Origin of the sequence: Pseudonocardia kunmingensis, assembly GCF_006716445.1 — a bacterium.
Classification (GTDB): Bacteria; Actinomycetota; Actinomycetes; order Mycobacteriales; family Pseudonocardiaceae; genus Pseudonocardia; species Pseudonocardia kunmingensis.
The window spans coordinates 2866937-2883424 of record NZ_VFPA01000001.1; the positions used below are offsets into that span (position 1 = coordinate 2866937).

Below are 16488 nucleotides of genomic sequence, written 5' to 3' on the forward strand. Positions count from 1 at the left end.
CACTGCCCCGCAACACCACGATCACCGGGAGTGGCGAGCCCGCCAGGCCGGCGTCAGCTCGACGTGACCGGCAGTCCCCTGCCGACGATCAGCCCGCCGGTGCCGCCCTCGGCCGTCGGGTCCAGGTCGACCCGGACCGTGTCGCCCTCGCGCACCTCTCCGGCCAGCAACTGCTTCGCCAGCTGGTCGCCGATCGCCGACTGCACCAGCCGACGCAGCGGCCGCGCTCCGTACACCGGGTCGAACCCGTTCATCGCGAGCCACTCGCGCCCCGCGTCGGTGACCTCCAGCGAGAGCCTGCGCTTCGCCAGCCTGCGGCGCAGCACGTCGAGCTGGATGTCGACGATCGAGGTGAGCTCCTCGGTGGACAGCGCGTGGAAGACCACCACGTCGTCGAGCCGGTTGAGGAACTCCGGCTTGAAGTGCTTCTGCACGACCGCCATGACCGCGTCCCGGCGTCCGCGGTCGTCGAGCGCGGGATCGGCGATGACCTGCGACCCCAGGTTGGAGGTGAGCACCAGGATCGTGTTGCGGAAGTCGACCGTGCGGCCCTGCCCGTCGGTGAGGCGGCCGTCGTCGAGCACCTGCAGCAGCGTGTCGAACACGTCCGGGTGCGCCTTCTCGACCTCGTCGAACAGCACCACGCTGTACGGGCGACGCCGCACCGACTCGGTGAGCTGCCCGCCCTGGTCGTAGCCCACGTAGCCGGGAGGCGCGCCGACGAGGCGGGCCACCGAGTGCTTCTCGGAGTACTCGCTCATGTCGATGCGGACGATCGCCCGCTCGTCGTCGAACAGGAACTCCGCGAGCGCCTTGGCCAGCTCCGTCTTGCCCACGCCGGTGGGGCCGAGGAACAGGAACGAGCCCGTGGGCCGGTTCTCGTCGGCGATGCCGGCACGGGCGCGGCGCACGGCGTCGGACACCGCCCGCACGGCCTCGGCCTGCCCGACCACGCGCTTGCGCAGCTCGTCCTCCATGCGCAGCAGCTTCGCGGTCTCGCCCTCGAGCATGCGGCCGGCCGGGATGCCCGTCCACGCGGACACGACGTCGGCGACGTCGTCCGGGCCGACCTCCTCCTTGAGCATCACGTCGGCGTCCGGTGCGGTGACGGCCGTGGACTCGGCCAGCTTCTTCTCCAGCGCCGGGATCCGGCCGTAGCGCAGCTCCGCGGCCCGGCCCAGGTCGCCGTCGCGCTCGGCCCGCTCGGACTCGCCGCGCAGCGACTCCAGCTGCTCCTTCAGCTCGCGCACCGACTCGATGGCCCCGCGCTCGTTCTGCCACCGCGCGGTGAGGGCGGACAGCTGCTCGCGCTTCTCGGCCAGCTCGGCCCGCAACGCGGCCAGGCGCTCGACGGAGGCCGCGTCGGGCTCCTTCGCCAGCGCCATCTCCTCGATCTCCAGCCGACGCACGGCCCGCTCGACGGTGTCGATCTCGACGGGTCGAGAGTCGATCTCCATCCGCAGCCGCGACGCGGCCTCGTCGACCAGGTCGATGGCCTTGTCCGGCAGGAACCTCGCAGTGATGTAGCGGTCGGACAGCGAGGCCGCGGCCACCAGCGCCGCGTCGGTGATGCGGACGCCGTGGTGCACCTCGTACCGCTCCTTGAGGCCACGCAGGATGCCGACGGTGTCCTCGGGCGACGGCTCGCCGACCAGCACCTGCTGGAAGCGGCGTTCCAGGGCGGGGTCCTTCTCGATGCGCTGGCGGTACTCGTCGAGCGTGGTGGCGCCGACGAGGCGCAGCTCGCCGCGGGCGAGCATCGGCTTGATCATGTTGCCCGCGTCCATCGCGCCCTCGCCGCTGGCGCCGGCACCGACGATCGTGTGGAGCTCGTCGATGAACGTGACGATCTCGCCCGCGCTGTCGGTGATCTCCTTCAGCACGGCCTTGAGCCGCTCCTCGAACTCACCGCGGTACTTGGCGCCGGCCACCATCGCCCCCAGGTCGAGCGACACGACCCGCTTGCCGCGCAGCGACTCCGGCACGTCGCCGGCCACGATGCGCTGGGCGAGGCCCTCGACGATGGCGGTCTTGCCGACGCCGGGCTCGCCGATCAGCACCGGGTTGTTCTTCGTGCGCCGCGACAGCACCTGCACGACGCGGCGGATCTCGGTGTCGCGCCCGATCACCGGGTCGAGGTCGCCGGAGCGGGCCCGCGCGGTGAGGTCGACGCCGTACTTCTCCAGCGCCTGGTAGGTGCCCTCCGGATCGGGGCTGGTGACCCGGCTCGACCCGCGGACCTTCGAGAAGGCCTCCTTCAGGGCGTCGGGCGTGGCACCGTGGCGGCGCAGCAGGTCGGCCACCTGGCCGCGGGCCGACGCGAGCCCGACCAGCAGGTGCTCGGTGGAGACGTACTCGTCGCCCATCTCCGTGGCGAGCTGCTGGGCGGCGTTGATCGCGGCGAGGGCGTCGCGCGAGAGCTGCGGTGCGCTCACCGTGGAACCGGACGCCGAGGGCAGCCGGTTGCCCAGCTGCGTGAGCTCGGCGCGCACCCCAGCGGGGTCGGCACCGACGGCGGCCAGCAGCGGCGCGGCGATCCCGTCGCCCTGGGCGAGCAGCGCTCCCAGCAGGTGCGTGGGCCCGACATCGGGGTTGCCGGCCAGCGCCGCGGCCTGCGCCGCAGCGGAGATCGCCTGTTGCGTCTTCGTGGTGGGGTTGAAGGAATCCATCCCCTCAGGTCCTCCTGCGTCGGGTCAGCCGGGCACCATCGTGCCCTGTCGAGAGGAACAACGTCAGGAAAGTTGAGCGTGTTCCGCTCAAGGAGCGGCCCGTGTCACTCTTCCGTGCCGGACCGCGAGATACTGCCGACGATGTCTGACGACGTGCTCCTGACGAGTCTCCTCACCGCGGTCGACGCCGTCCCCGACGACGTCCCGCTGCGACTGCACGTGGCCGCGCTCCTCGCCGACCACGGCCGGGCTGCGGACGCGCTGCAGCACTGCAGCCACGCGCTCACCCGCGACCCGGGCAACGCCGACGCGCTGGCCCTGCTGCAGCGGGTCACGGCCGCGATGGCGCCCCCCACCACCCCGCTGCCCGTGGCACGGCCGGCTCGGCCGCAGCCGGAGCCGCAGCGCCTGCGGGGCTTCGACTGGGCGCAGGCCGAGGAGGAGGTCGCCGGGATCGAGGAGCCCCTCCCCGCCGAGGCCGACGCGTCGACACCGGTGGTGGAGGACGTCGAGCGACCGGCCGTCCGGCTGGCCGACGTCGGCGGCATGCAGCAGGTCAAGGAGCGGCTGGAGCTCGCCTTCCTCGGCCCGATGCGCAACCCGCAGCTCGCCAAGGCGTTCGGCAAGAGCCTGAGCGGCGGGCTGCTGCTCTACGGGCCGCCCGGCTGCGGCAAAACCTTCCTCGCGAAGGCGGTGGCCGGCGAGCTCGGCGCGAGCTTCTTCAGCGTCGGCGTCTCCGACGTGCTCGACATGTACACCGGTCAGAGCGAGCGCAACCTCGCCCGGATCTTCACCGAGGCCCGCCGCCACGCCCCGTGCGTGCTGTTCTTCGACGAGCTGGACGCGCTCGGGCAGAAGCGCTCCCACCTGTCGCACTCGAGCAGCATGCGCAACACCGTCAACCAGATGCTCACCGAGCTGGACTCGGTGACCGCCGACAACGAGGGCGTCTTCGTCCTGGGCGCCACCAACCACCCGTGGGACATCGACAGCGCACTGCGCCGGCCCGGCCGCTTCGACCGCATGGTGCTCGTGCTCCCGCCCGACGCCGCGGCGCGTACCGCGGTCCTGCGCTACCACCTGCGCGACCGCCCGGTCTCCGACGTGAACCTCGACCGGATCGTCAAGCTCACCGAGCACTTCTCCGGCGCCGACCTGGCCCACGTCTGCACCACGGCCGCCGAGCGCGCCCTCGCGCTGTCGATGCGCGACGGGCGGCTGCACGCGCTCACGACGAAGGACCTCGAGGCGGCCGTCAAGGAGGTGCGCCCGAGCACCGGACCGTGGTTCGCCACCGCCCGCAACGTGGTGGCGTTCGCCAACACCGACGGCGAGTACGACGACCTGTCGGCCTACCTGCGGAAGAACAAGAAGCTGTGACCACAGCCCCGGGCACCGCGGCGGTGCTGGAGCGCGCCGAGGCCCTGCGGCAGCTCGGGCGGCTCGACGAGGCGGAGCGGACGCTGCGCGAGGCGCTGGCGGGGGAGCCCGACGACCCCGACCTGCTCGGCGCCCTGGGGTGGGTGCTGTACGTCGCCGACCGGCACGCCGAGGGGCTCGCGGCCGCCGAGGCCGCCACCGCCCGGGCCCCCGAGGACGCCCGCCACCACCTGCTGCGGGCCGTGCTGCACGCCGCGCTCGGGCGGCACGACGACGCCGTGGCCGCCGTGGGCGCGGCGGGCTCGCTCGCCCCGCAGGATCCCGGCACCGCCCGGACCCGCGCCCGCGTCCTCGCCGCTGCAGGCCGGTTGCGCGAGGCCGGGGACGCCGCACGGCACGCCGTCGCGCTCGCCCCCGAGTCCTCGGCCGCGCACCTCCTGCTCGCCGACATCGCCGACGACCTCGGGGACCGGCGGACCGCCCGCCGCGCCTACGAGGAGTCGCTCCGGCTGGACCCGCAGAACGCAGTCGCCCGACACGACCTGGCCGTCCTGGACGTCAACACCCGGCACCCCGCCCGGGCCCTGCGCGGGCTCGTCGAGGCCGGGACCCTCGACCCCACGCTGCCGATCGTGCTGCGGACGATCACCGTGGTGCTCTGGAAGCTGTCGTGGCGGCTGCGGATGCTGTTCGTCGTGGCGACGATCGCCTGCGTCGCGGCAGCGGGCCCCGCTCCGGACGCGTCCACGTGGTCGGCCCGCGCCGCCGCGTCCGTCGCGCTCCTGGTGATCGGCCTGCTGGTCCGGCGGACGGTGCGCACCCTCCCGGAACGCACCCGCCCCGCCGTGCGCGCCGCCCTGCGCGCGGACGGCCCGCTCCGGTTCACCTACCTCGCCATCACCGTGTGCGCGGTGCTGTTCCTCGCGGTGGCCGTCACCGGGGTCGGCGTGTTCGCCGCGTTGGTCTGGCTCGTGCTCGGCCTGCTCGGGGCGCTGGCGATGGTGGTCGGCCTGGCCCGCCGGTTCCGCCGGACCTGAGCCCGGGGACCGCTGTCAGCGGGGCCGCAGCAGCCGCGAGCTCGCACCACCGAGGTGCGTGGTGCTGGGGAAGCGCCTGCGGGCGGCGTGCGGGCGCGGGCGCCAGCGCGGCGTCTGCTTGGCGCCGAAGTAGTCGCCGCCCTTGCGGCCGGGGTCGTCGGTGCCCCACTCGCGCTTCTCGTGCACCCGGGCCATCCGCGGGATGTGCTTACGGCAGTGGATGTAGGCCTCCTCCACGTCCACGACGACCCAGCGATCGGGGCGCGGTCCGGGGTCGGAGGCCGTCGGGACCTGCGGGAACACCGCCGCGAAGTCGGCAGCCTCCACGACCCGCGCGTTGCCGTTGACGTGCAGCCCGATCAGGTCCTGCACGAAGTCGACCATCAACAGGCCGACGTGCGCGTTCTCCGCGATGTTGCCCAGGCTCGCGTGCACGCCGTTGCCCCGGTACTCCGGGTACGCGAGCGTCCGGGCGTCGAGCACCCGGATGAAGCCGGGAGGCCCGGCGCGCAGCGACGCGTCGCACTCGCCCCTGCCGTCCGCGGAGGCGACGAAGACCATCTCCATCCGTTGGACGAAGGCCATCATCGTCGGCAGGAGCCGGTCCCGGACCTGGTCGGCGTAGAAGCGCCGAGCGCGCGTCTCGGTGCCGTAAGCGCACTGGAGCTCGTGCTCGCCGGCCGATCCCGGCAGCGGATCATGTTCTACGGACGGTGACGGTACGTCCACGGAGTGCTGAACGGTCACCGAACGGGTGTGAGCGAGGGGCTGGGTGCGCGGAGCCACGCCACCACCGTGCCATCCTCGCGCTCGAGAGTCACCGGATGGCGTTGCGCGCGATAGGCTGACCCCCCGGGACCCCGGTCCCGCGTTCCCCGTTCGTCGAGCAGGAAGAGCCGGCCTCCATGACCGCTGAACAGTTGCTCACCGCCGGCCTTCCGACGATCGGTGAGCCCCGCGGCGTGGAGACCGGGAGGATGCGGCTGATCCGGGAGAGCTGGGCGGCCGCCGAGCCGCACAGCGACGAGATGGGGCGGCTGTTCTACGCCACGCTGTTCCGCATCTCCCCCGAGACGCGCGACCTGTTCCCGGTGAACATGGAGGTCCAGCGCAGCCGGCTGATGCGGGCGCTCGTGCACTTCGTGCAGATGGTCGACCGGCCCGAGGACCTCATGCCGTTCCTCGAGCAGCTCGGCCGCGACCACCGCAAGTTCGGCGTCCTCGCCGAGCACTACGACGCCGTCGGTCAGGCGCTCATCGGCGCCATCGGCAAGCACGCGGGCGAGGCGTGGGGCCCGCAGGCGCACGAGGCGTGGGCGGAGGCCTACGACGACCTCGCCACCGCCATGCGCACCGCCGCACAGGCCGAACGCGGCCCGGCGTCGTGGCTGGGGCGTGTCGTGCAGCACACCCGCATCGGCTGGGACCTCGCCGTGATCACGCTGCAGACCGCGGAACCCGTGCCGTACCGCGCCGGGCAGTACGTGAGCGTCGAGACACCGCAGCGCCCGCGCCTGTGGCGCTACCTCTCACCGGCCAACGCCCCCCGCGAGGACGGCACCCTCGACTTCCACGTCCGCGCCGTCGACGGCGGCTGGGTCAGCCGGGCGATCGTCGCGCACTCCCAGATCGGCGACACCTGGCGCATCGGCCCGCCCATGGGCCGCATGCAGGTCGACCCCTCGTCGGACCGCGAGCTGCTGATGGTCACCGGCGGCACCGGCATGGCGCCGATCAAGGCCCTGCTCGAGGACGTCGCGCAGCGCCCGGAGCAGCCCCGCACCCAGGTCTTCGTGGGCGGCCGCACCTGGGACGACCTCTACGACTTCACCAGCCTGCGCAAGTTCTCCTACAGCAACACCTGGCTCGACGTGATCCCGGTCGTCGAGGACGACGAGGGCGCCTCCGGCGCCGAGCGCGGCACCCTCGCCGACGTCGTCACCCGCTACGGCGCCTGGTCCGACCACGACGTCCTGGTCTGCGGCTCGCCCGCGATGATCCGCGCCACCGTCTCCCGCATGCTCGTGGCCGGCACGCCGCTGGACCGGATCAAGTACGACCCGTTCACGATGGACTAGGCGTTAGTCCTCCGGGACGATGGCGCTGCACTCGCATCGGCCCTGCTCGTCACGTTCTCGGGAACCGCGCTAGCCCGGCGACACTGACAATTTCCAGGCCACGCACCACTCTCCCGCGACGCGAGCCACTTACGTATCGGCGGTCAACGAATGCTGATCATCCCAGATGAGCGACGACTCGGCAGACTGGGCGGCCATCGTGCCGGACATGAACCGTCCTGGGATCGCGAGAGGCTGACGTTCAGGCCACCTCGCCCCGTTGGGCGATGGTGTGAGCATACATGACTTCCCGCTCTATTGGTGTCATGTAGTCGATGGATGAGTGGATTCTTTCGTGGTTGTACCAGCGGACCCACTCGGCGGTCTCGCGTTCGACCTGCCGAAGTCCGACCCAGTTCCGGCGGCTCGCACCGGGCACGATCAACTCGGTCTTGTAAAGGCCGATCGTGGATTCCATGAGGGCGTTGTCCAGGGCGTCGCCGACCGTGCCGATCGATCCCGCGATCCCGGCCTCGGCGAGCTCCTCAGTGAACGCCAGGGCCGTGTATTGTGAGCCGGCGTCGGAATGATGGATCAGACCGCGGGCGGTGAACTCGCTACTCGCCCGCCGGCGCGCCGACAGCGCCTGCGCGAGCGCGGCCGTGACCAGGTCGCTGGTCTTGCTCATCGACGCCCGCCACCCGAGAATCCTGCGCGAATAGACGTCGGTGATGAACGACACGTAGCAGAACCCGCTCGCGGTCCACACGTAGGTGAAGTCCGCGACCCAGATCGCGTCCGGTCGGTTCGGCGTCTTCCAGCCGCGTTTGACCAGGTCCGGGTGCCGTGGCGCGCGCTCGTCCCGGCTGGTGGTCACGGTGCGGTGCGCGCCGCGGCGCACCCCCTGTATGCCCGCGATCCGCATCAGCCGCCCGACCTGATCGCGCCCGATTCGCAGTCCTGCGCGGCGCGCAGCGTGCCACATCTTCCGCACTCCGTACACGCGCTTGTTCCGCCGATACAGGTCCACGATCGCGTTCACCAGATACGCTTCCTCCAACTCGCGTGGCCGGACCGGGCAGGTCAGCCACTTGTAGTAGGTTCCCGGGGCAATCTTCATGCCGTGCTCGGACAGTACGGCGCAGATCGGCTCGACCCCGAAACGGTGTCGATAGGCGTGGACGTAGCAGAGCTTTACTTGAGTCGGCGGTCGAGCTCCGCCGCCGCGAAAAAGGCACTCGCAGTCTTCAGAATCTCATTGACCCGCCGCAACTCGGCGTTCTCGGCGCGCAGCCGCCGCAACTCGGCCGCGGTATCGGCCGAGCCGTCCGCGTCCGACCTGGCCGGGCGAGCCGCGCGCTCCTCGGCCTCCACCCAGTTCCGTATCGTCCCCGGGTTGATGTCCAGCAGCTCACCGACGTGCTTGCGGGCGGCGAGCTTGGACGCCCCGTGATCACGCAGCCGGTCGGCGTACAGGCGCACGGCGCGGGCACGGGTCTCGTCATCGAACTTCCGAGGTGCGGGCACGGCTCCAGTCTCCTTGCTAGATCAGGAGCCTCTCCACGACCCAGGGCGGTTCAGACATGCTGGCACACATCGTCGACCAGGTCAGTGCAAGCCTCCCTGACGGTCTCGCGCTGCTCGCAACCCCTCACATCGCGCTCACGACCACGAACGGAAAGCCACGCCTGTTGGCCACGCAAGTACCCCGCATTCCTACTGTGGTCGCCAGGCAAGACCTACCCGACATCGCTACGGACATCCTCGGGGACATACAGGACCTCGTGATCGGCCATCTCGCCACACCGTGGCCGCTCACAGAAGCGGGACTGGGCACTCACCCCGTAGGAAACCGTATCCGCTGGCTGGTACCTTGACGATCTTCGGTGACAGCTGCCCACCTGGCTCGATCACCGGTCTTCGTCGCGGCGGAGCTGCTCGAGAGTCTCGCCGAGAGGCCGGAGCCCGGGCCGCTGCGGTCGCGGTCGACGGCCGGTCAGACCGCCCGCGTGCCCCAGCCGGAGTTTCCGACGAGCAATGAGATCCTCCAAACGCTGCTCGTCCTCGCGTGCCGGAACCAGCCCACCGCCCAACTCCTCACCAGGCATGCCAGACAAAGTAGCCCTGCGCCGGTCAGGACCGGCGCTTCGGCTTCCACACCACCAGCGCCTGCCGCCGGTCCACCGGCACGAGGTCGCGGCGGTAGGAGGCGTGCACCGACGCCGCGGCCTGCTCGGCGGCGGCGCGGGCGGCGTCGAGCTCCTGCGCCATCTCCTCGAGACGGCCGCGGAGCTCGTCGACGAGCTGCTCCAGCTCGATGATCCGTTTGACCCCCGCGAGGTTGACGCCCTCCTCCTGGGAGAGCCGCTGCACCTCGCGGAGCAGGGCGATGTCGCGCGCCGAGTAGCGGCGCCCGCCGCCGGCCGACCGGCCGGGGCGGACGAGCCCCAGCCGGTCGTAGCTGCGCAACGTCTGGGCGTGCAGACCGGCCAGCTCCGCCGCCACCGAGATGACGAACACCGGGCTGTCCATGTTGGTACCGGGCGGGAGCCCGGGACCACCGCTGGTCATCACGCACCTCCGAGCAGGTCGGCTCGCGGGTCGTACTCCTTCGTGGCCTCGGCGTAGGACTGCAGCGCCTCGGTGGCCGGCTCGTCGAGCCGCGACGGCACCGCCACCTCGACGGTGACGAGCAGGTCGCCCGACTTCCCACGGCGCTGCACGCCGCGCCCGCGGACGCGGAAGGTGCGGCCGCTCGCCGTGCCCGCCGGGATCTTCAGGGACACGGTGGAGTCGAGCGTGGGCACCGTGACCGTGCTGCCGAGCACCAGCTCCGGGTAGGTGACCGGAACGGTCAGCGTGAGGTCGTCGGGGTTGCGCTCGGACCGACCGAACAGCCGGTGCGGGGTGACGTTGACCTTCACGTACAGGTCGCCCGCCGGAGCGCCGCCCCGGCCCGGCTCACCCTGCCCCTTCAACCGCACCTGCTGCCCGTTCTGCACGCCCGCGGGGACGCGCACGGTGAGCGTGCGCGTGCGGGTGCTCACGCCGTCGCCACCGCACTCGGAGCACGGGTCGTCGATGATCCGGCCGGTGCCGCGGCAGTCGCGGCACGGCTCGGAGAACGCGAACGCGCCCTGGCTGCGGCTCACGAGCCCCACCCCGGAACAGGTGGGGCAGGTCCGCGGGGTGCTGCCCGGACGCGCGCCGGTGCCGCCGCAGCGCTCGCAACGGCCCGGAGCGGCGAGCCGCAGCTGCACCTCGGCGCCGCGCACGGCGTCGACGAAGTCGATCCGCAGCTCGCTCTCGACGTCGGCACCGCGCTGCGCGCGGGGCGAGGTGGTGGGACCGGCCCCCCGGTTGCCGAACAGGCCGCCGAGGATGTCGCCCAGCCCACCCGGCGCCGCACCACCGGCGCCGGGCGTACCGGCACCGGCGCGGGCGAACAGGTCGTTCAGGTCGAAGCCCTGCCCGCCGGCGCCGCTGCCGAAGCCGCCGGGGAAGCCTCCCCCGGGGCCGAACCCGCCGCCGCCCGCGAAGAGCGCGCGGGTCTCGTCGTACTCGCGACGCTTCTTCTCGTCGGACAGCACCCCGTACGCCTCGGACACGGCCTTGAAGCGGGCCTCGGCCTTGGCGTCGCCGGGGTTGGCGTCCGGGTGCAGCTCGCGCGCGAGCTTCCGGTACGCCTTCTTGACCTCGTCCGCCGAGGCGTCGGAGGCGACGCCCAGCTCGCGGTAGAAGTCCTTCTCGATCCAGTCCCGCTGGGTCACTCCGCCTCCCTCGTGCCTCAGGGCTCTACGGCCGGATCGGGTTCGGTCGGCACCGGGTCGTCAGTCGGCTCGGCGAGCGTGCCGTCGTCGGGGCGGTCGGCCACCGTGACCATCGCCGGCCGCAGCACGCGGTCGGCGATGCGGTAGCCGCGCCGCAGCACCGCGGAGACCACGGTGACCGTGGGCCCCTCCTCGGTGCCGGCCTCGTGCTGCACGGCCTCGTGGACCGAGGGGTCGAACGGCTCGCCCTCCGACCCGAACGGCTCCAGGCCGAGCTTCTGCACGACGGCGACCAGCTTGTCGGCGACCGACTTGAACGGGCCGGTGAGGTCGCCGTGGGCCTCGGCGCGGTCGAGGTCGTCCAGCACGGTGAGCAGCTCGGAGACGAACTGCACCCGCGCCCCGACGAGCACGCTCTCCCGGTCACGGTCGACGCGTCGGCGGTAGTTGGCGTACTCGGCGCTCACCCGCTGCAGGTCGGCCGTGCGCTCGGCCACCTGCGCGGCGAGCTCCGCGGACGCGACGGCATCGAGCCCGGCGGGCTCCTCGGGGGCGTCGGCCTCGGGGGCGACCCCGGCCGGCTCACCGGCCGGGGTGCGCACCTCGCCGGTCACCGGGTCGATCCGGCGCCGGTCCCGGACCACGACCCGCTCACCGTCGCCGTTCTCGGCGGCCTCGTTGCGGTTGTCGTGCTCCGTCACTTCTTGTCCTTCTCCTCGTCGACGATCTCGGCGTCCACCACGTCGTCAGCGTTGTCCTGCTGCGCCTGCTGCTGGCCGGCGTCGCCGCCCGGAGCGGCACCCTCGGCACCCGGCTGCTGGTACAGCGCGGAGCCCATCTTCTGGGACTCGGTGGCGAGCTTCTCCATCGCCGCCTTGATGGCGTCGGTGTCGGTGCCCTTGAGGGCCGACTGGGCCTCGCCGAGCGCGCTGTTCACCGAGTCCTTGACGTCGGAGGGCAGCTTCTCGTCGTTCTCCTTGACGAACTTCTCCGTCTGGTAGACGAGCGACTCGGCCTGGTTGCGGACCTCGGCCTCCTCACGCCGCTTCTTGTCCTCCTCGGCGTGCTGCTCGGCCTCGCGCATCATCCGGTCGATCTCGTCCTTGCCGAGCGCGGAGCCGCCGGTGATCTGCATCGACTGCTCCTTGCCCGTGCCCAGGTCCTTCGCGGACACGTGCACGATGCCGTTGGCGTCGATGTCGAAGGACACCTCGATCTGCGGCACGCCGCGCGGGGCGGGCGGCAGACCCGTCAGCTCGAACATGCCGAGCTTCTTGTTGTAGGCCGCGATCTCGCGCTCACCCTGGAACACCTGGATCTGCACGGACGGCTGGTTGTCGTCGGCCGTGGTGAAGATCTCCGACCGCTTGGTGGGGATCGTGGTGTTGCGCTCGATGAGCTTGGTCATCACGCCGCCCTTGGTCTCGATGCCCAGGGACAGCGGGGTGACGTCGAGCAGCAGGACGTCCTTGACCTCACCGCGCAGCACACCGGCCTGCAGGGCCGCGCCGACGGCGACGACCTCGTCCGGGTTGACGCCCTTGTTGGGCTCCTTGCCGCCGGTGAGCTCCTTGACCAGCTCGGTGACGGCCGGCATGCGGGTGGAGCCGCCGACGAGCACCACGTGGTCGATCTGGCCGACGGAGATGCCGGCGTCCTTGACCACCTGGTTGAACGGGGCACGGGTGCGGTCGAGCAGGTCGGACGTGATCCGCTGGAACTCGGCGCGCGAGAGCGTCTCGTCGAGGAACAGCGGGTTCTTGTCGGCGTCGACCGTGATGTAGGGCAGGTTGATCGTGGCGGTCGACTGGCTCGACAGCTCGATCTTCGCCTTCTCCGCGGCCTCGCGCAGCCGCTGCATCGCCATCTTGTCCTTGGTGAGGTCGATGCCCTGGGCGTTCTTGAACTTGTCGACGAGCCAGCTGATGACCCGCTCGTCCCAGTCGTCGCCACCGAGGTGGTTGTCACCGTTGGTGGCCTTCACCTCGACGACGCCCTCGCCGATCTCCAGCAGCGAGACGTCGAACGTGCCGCCACCGAGGTCGAAGACCAGGATGGTCTGCTCCTTCTCGCCCTTGTCCAGCCCGTAGGCCAGCGCGGCCGCGGTGGGCTCGTTGACGATGCGGAGCACGTTGAGGCCCGCGATCTGCCCGGCCTCCTTGGTGGCCTGGCGCTGCGCGTCCTCGAAGTACGCCGGGACGGTGATCACGGCGTCGGTGATCTCCTCGCCCAGGTAGGACTCGGCGTCGCGCTTGAGCTTCTGCAGCACGCGGGCGCTGATCTCCTGCGCGGAGTAGGTCTTGCCGTCGACGTCGCCGGTCTTCCAGTCGGTGCCGATGTGGCGCTTGACCGACCGGATCGTCCGGTCCACGTTGGTGACGGCCTGGTTCTTCGCCGACTGCCCGACGAGCACCTCGCCGTTGCGGGCGAAGGCCACGACGGACGGCGTGGTGCGTGCCCCCTCCGAGTTGGCGATGACCGTCGGCTCGCCACCTTCGAGGACGGCGACGACGGAGTTGGTGGTCCCGAGGTCGATGCCGACCGCACGAGCCATGGTGAGTGCCTCCGAGATAGCTTGAGTTCAGTTCGCTCAAGTCTGCCACGGAACCGCTCGGACGATCGCACCGCCCTTGAGCCGGTTCCGCTCAACTTGCTCGCCCGGTCCAACGCGCCGCCCCGCTGCCGTGTTCCCGGGACGCGCGATCTCGCCCGGTGCCGCGCCGTGGCGCGCGTCGCACGGAGGTCCGCGGTGACGGGGGGACGCGATCCCGCCGCCCGGCGAGATCGCTCCGAGTTGCACCTCAGGTTTCTCGCGGCCGTTGTCCTGTGCTTCTCGCACGCCGGTTCGCCTCGATGATCGCCAGGAGTGGTGTCACGGCGACAGATCTGTCGCTCTCACACCACTTCCGCCGATCATGCACGATCAAGTCGACGTCAGCGCTGTTCTCCCGCATCTGGGCGACCGTCACGTCCACCTGACCATGGAAACGCTCCTGCGGGCGCGCCGTTCCCGGCTCGAGACCACTGCCTCCCGCCCTCGCCGGGGTCTGCGGACCGATCACCCGCCTCTGCCCGTCCCTCCCGTCGGCGAGTGGTCGGGTGGGCACAACTACCGAGTTACGTGGTCACCGTGGCAGCCGTCCCCGACACGGGCCCAGGCCGGTCCGGGACGAGAACGCCCCTGCCGGATGCCACGCATCTTGCGGTGGTCCCGTTGCACCCCTCTACCCGTGTAGTTCGGGCAGTCTGGGCGGGTTCGAGGCTCGTGATCGGTGGGATCGGGACATGTGCTGCAGGTGTGCTCGGTGCAGGTCATGTCCCGTTTTCGCTGATCATGTCCGTGGCAGGGGCCTGGAACGGCCCCACAGCCAGACGCGTGGCACCCGTCAGGCTCCCACCCGGACGAACGGCACTCTCGTCAGTACCTAGCCGACGAAAGTGCCGTTCGTCACGGCGCCGTCCACCTCGGACCAGGCCCACGATCACAGCAAGGGGGCGCAACGGGACCGCCGCAAGGTGCGCACCCGCACCCACCCGGCAGCGACGGACTCGTCCAGAACCGGCCTGGGCCATGTCGGGTACGACCGCCCACCCAGCCACGATGATCGGCAGTTGACCCAACCCGGCCACCTCGCCGACGGGAGGGGTCAGGGGAAGGTGCCGACTGCGCCGAAGACCCGGGCCGAGGCGGGAGGCAGCGGCCTCGAGCCGGGGACGGCCCGCCCGCGGAAGGAACTCATGACCCTGTCGACACCACGGGTCTGCGACCCGCGGCCAGAGACCCATGACGTCGACCGGGTCGTGGACGGGTGCGTTCCGGAACGCGGGAACGGCCATGATCAGCAGGAGTGGTGGGAGGGCGACAGATTCCGCCCGGGAACGCGCCGACATGCCGATCATCGCGCTCGGACCGCGTCCCGGCGGAGGAGGCTCAGGCGGGGCCTGCGGGTCGCCTCGGCGGTCCGTGCTGACGGCCGTCCTCGCCGCCGGCTCTACAGCGGCGCTGCGGGGCGGGGTTCCACCCGCCCCGCCGACGCCGGGGGCAGCGGGTCGTCCACCGGCGCGAGCACACGGTGGTGCTCCGGGTCGGCCACCACGTCCTCCGCGGCGTCGCGGTACTCCAGCTCGCCGTCCGGGCCGAGGTCGGCGTGGTAGCCCGCGGCGGCGAGCTGCTCCTCGTCGAGGTCGACCAGCAGCTCCCACCGGCTCGGCACGACCTTGTACTCCGGCCACGACAGGTGTCCGTACGCGTCGTGCAGGTCGGCCAGCAGCCCGACGAACACCTGCTGCCAGCGCAGCGGCATGGACTGCGCCAGCGAACGCGGCACGACCAGGTGGTCGGTGGTCGCGCCGGGGGCGGGTCGGTCGAGGTAGTCCTGCACGGGGGTCGTGGACGCCGGAACCGGGCTGTCGGGGGGCATTGTTCGCTACTCCTGCTCGTACGAGAGGCCGAGCGCGACAGTAGTGCCGCCGGGCGGCGGGCCCGGCTCCGGCCATGCCCGCCGCGACCCGCCGTGCACGCGCCCGGGGGGCGGGGGACGAGGACGCGGTCAGGCGCGGTTCGGAGTGGTGCCCGGGCGCGTCGCGAGCGGGACGAGCTCCTCGTAGTCCCACGGCACGGGCCGCACGCGCACCCGTTCACCGGTGTAGGGAGCCTCCACCATCTGGTCGTCGCCCATGTACAGCACGACGTGGTGGATCGTGGACGGGTCGGACGGGTCGGTGGCGTAGAACAGCAGGTCGCCGGGCTGCGCCTGGGAGATCGGGACGTGCCCGCCCGCGTAGAACTGCTGGCGGGACACCCGCGGGAGGTTGATCCCCGCCGCCTGGAAGGCGCGCAGCACCAGACCGGAGCAGTCGTAGGTGTTGGGGCCCGTCGCCCCCCACACGTACGGCTTGCCGACCTCACCCAGCGCGAACGCGATGGCCGCCCCCGCCACCCCCTGGGGCAGGACGGCGGTCCGCCCGCACCCGGTCGGGTCGGCGACGTCGGCGAGCTGCTGCACGAGCTCGGCCGCGAGGCCCTCCCACTTCGCGTAGGCGTCGGGGAACGCCGAGCGCTGCACGGTCTGGGCGGCCACCGTGACCGGCATGTCCTCCCAGCCGCCCACCTGCAGCAGGCGCTCGATGAAGATCCGGGTGGCGTAGACCGGGTCGGTGACCTCCGCGGGTGAGCCCCAGCCCTGGGACGGGCGTTGCTGGAAGAGCCCGAGCGAGTCGCGGTCGCCGTAGTTGATGTTGCGGAGGGTGGACTCCTGCATCGCGGTGGCCAGCGCGATCAGCCAGGCCCGGGGCGGCGCACCCATGTCGCGGGCGACACCGATGATGGTGGCCGCGTTGCGGCGCTGCTCCTCGCTCAGGTCACCGATCCGCGTGCCGGCCCGGCTGCCGGCCAGCGGCCCGGCAGGCGCGCGCACGCTCGGGTCGCAGGAGCCGGTGGTGGCGACCCCGCCGCCCCCACCGGTGCTCGCCGTGAAGGCGATGAACCCGATGCCGAGGAACAGGCCGAGCGCCGCCATGACGGCGATCACCGGGACGAGGAGCCGCAGCGGCCGCGCCAGGAGCATCGTGCGCC

General features: G+C 71.8%; 12 protein-coding genes and 1 other annotated feature. Of the genes, 3 read left to right on the forward strand and 9 right to left on the reverse strand.

Going from position 1 to position 16488, the window contains the following annotated elements:
* Window positions 1-53: 53 nt before the first annotated feature.
* Window positions 54-2669 (reverse strand): ATP-dependent chaperone ClpB, encoded by a 2616-nt coding sequence (clpB, locus tag FB558_RS13680; RefSeq protein WP_142052566.1) that lies wholly within the window; start codon window positions 2667-2669, stop codon window positions 54-56.
* Window positions 2670-2810: 141 nt separating this feature from the next.
* Between clpB and FB558_RS13685 the strand changes: the two genes are divergently transcribed.
* On the forward strand, window positions 2811-4049 hold the full coding sequence (locus tag FB558_RS13685; protein ID WP_142052569.1) for an ATP-binding protein: 1239 nt from the start codon (window positions 2811-2813) through the stop codon (window positions 4047-4049).
* Window positions 4046-5086 carry a tetratricopeptide repeat protein gene (locus FB558_RS13690; protein WP_170231291.1) on the forward strand — a complete coding sequence of 347 codons (1041 nt, stop codon included), beginning with the start codon at window positions 4046-4048 and terminating at the stop codon, window positions 5084-5086. Before FB558_RS13685 ends, FB558_RS13690 begins: the two co-directional genes overlap by 4 nt.
* A 15-nt stretch (window positions 5087-5101) precedes the next feature.
* Here FB558_RS13690 and FB558_RS13695 read toward each other — a convergent pair whose 3' ends face one another.
* Window positions 5102-5815 (reverse strand): pyridoxamine 5'-phosphate oxidase family protein, encoded by a 714-nt coding sequence (locus tag FB558_RS13695; protein WP_246106410.1) that lies wholly within the window; start codon window positions 5813-5815, stop codon window positions 5102-5104.
* Between the two features lie 176 nt (window positions 5816-5991).
* Here FB558_RS13695 and FB558_RS13700 point away from each other — a divergent pair, with 176 nt between their 5' ends.
* On the forward strand, window positions 5992-7164 hold the full coding sequence (locus FB558_RS13700) for a globin domain-containing protein (protein WP_142052580.1): 1173 nt from the start codon (window positions 5992-5994) through the stop codon (window positions 7162-7164).
* Window positions 7165-7405: 241 nt separating this feature from the next.
* Here the strand turns inward: FB558_RS13700 and FB558_RS13705 are convergent.
* From FB558_RS13705 to FB558_RS13735, 7 genes are all read right to left on the reverse strand, one after another.
* A protein-coding gene (locus FB558_RS13705) for an IS3 family transposase (protein ID WP_246106411.1) occupies window positions 7406-8670 on the reverse strand; the annotation gives its coding sequence in 2 pieces (ribosomal slippage) (window positions 7406-8367 and window positions 8367-8670; 1266 coding nt in all).
* Window positions 8249-8380 (reverse strand) — a sequence feature (AL1L pseudoknot). (Overlaps the previous gene by 132 nt.)
* 606 nt (window positions 8671-9276) lie before the next feature.
* Entirely contained in the window at window positions 9277-9714 is a 438-nt protein-coding gene (locus tag FB558_RS13710; protein WP_142052586.1) for a heat shock protein transcriptional repressor HspR, read from the reverse strand.
* Entirely contained in the window at window positions 9714-10913 is a 1200-nt protein-coding gene (gene dnaJ / locus FB558_RS13715) for a molecular chaperone DnaJ (RefSeq protein WP_142052590.1), read from the reverse strand. Before dnaJ ends, FB558_RS13710 begins: the two co-directional genes overlap by 1 nt.
* A 17-nt stretch (window positions 10914-10930) precedes the next feature.
* A complete protein-coding gene (grpE, locus tag FB558_RS13720) occupies window positions 10931-11614 on the reverse strand; it encodes a nucleotide exchange factor GrpE (RefSeq protein ID WP_142052593.1) in 684 nt (227 codons plus the stop codon).
* The gene (dnaK, locus tag FB558_RS13725) at window positions 11611-13467 is read right to left on the reverse strand and encodes a molecular chaperone DnaK (RefSeq protein ID WP_142052596.1); all 1857 of its coding nucleotides are present in this window, start codon (window positions 13465-13467) and stop codon (window positions 11611-11613) included. Before dnaK ends, grpE begins: the two co-directional genes overlap by 4 nt.
* 1438 nt (window positions 13468-14905) lie before the next feature.
* A complete protein-coding gene (locus FB558_RS13730; RefSeq protein ID WP_142052599.1) occupies window positions 14906-15334 on the reverse strand; it encodes a hypothetical protein in 429 nt (142 codons plus the stop codon).
* A gap of 129 nt (window positions 15335-15463) precedes the next feature.
* Window positions 15464-16480 (reverse strand): C40 family peptidase, encoded by a 1017-nt coding sequence (locus FB558_RS13735; protein WP_142052602.1) that lies wholly within the window; start codon window positions 16478-16480, stop codon window positions 15464-15466.
* Window positions 16481-16488: the final 8 nt, after the last annotated feature.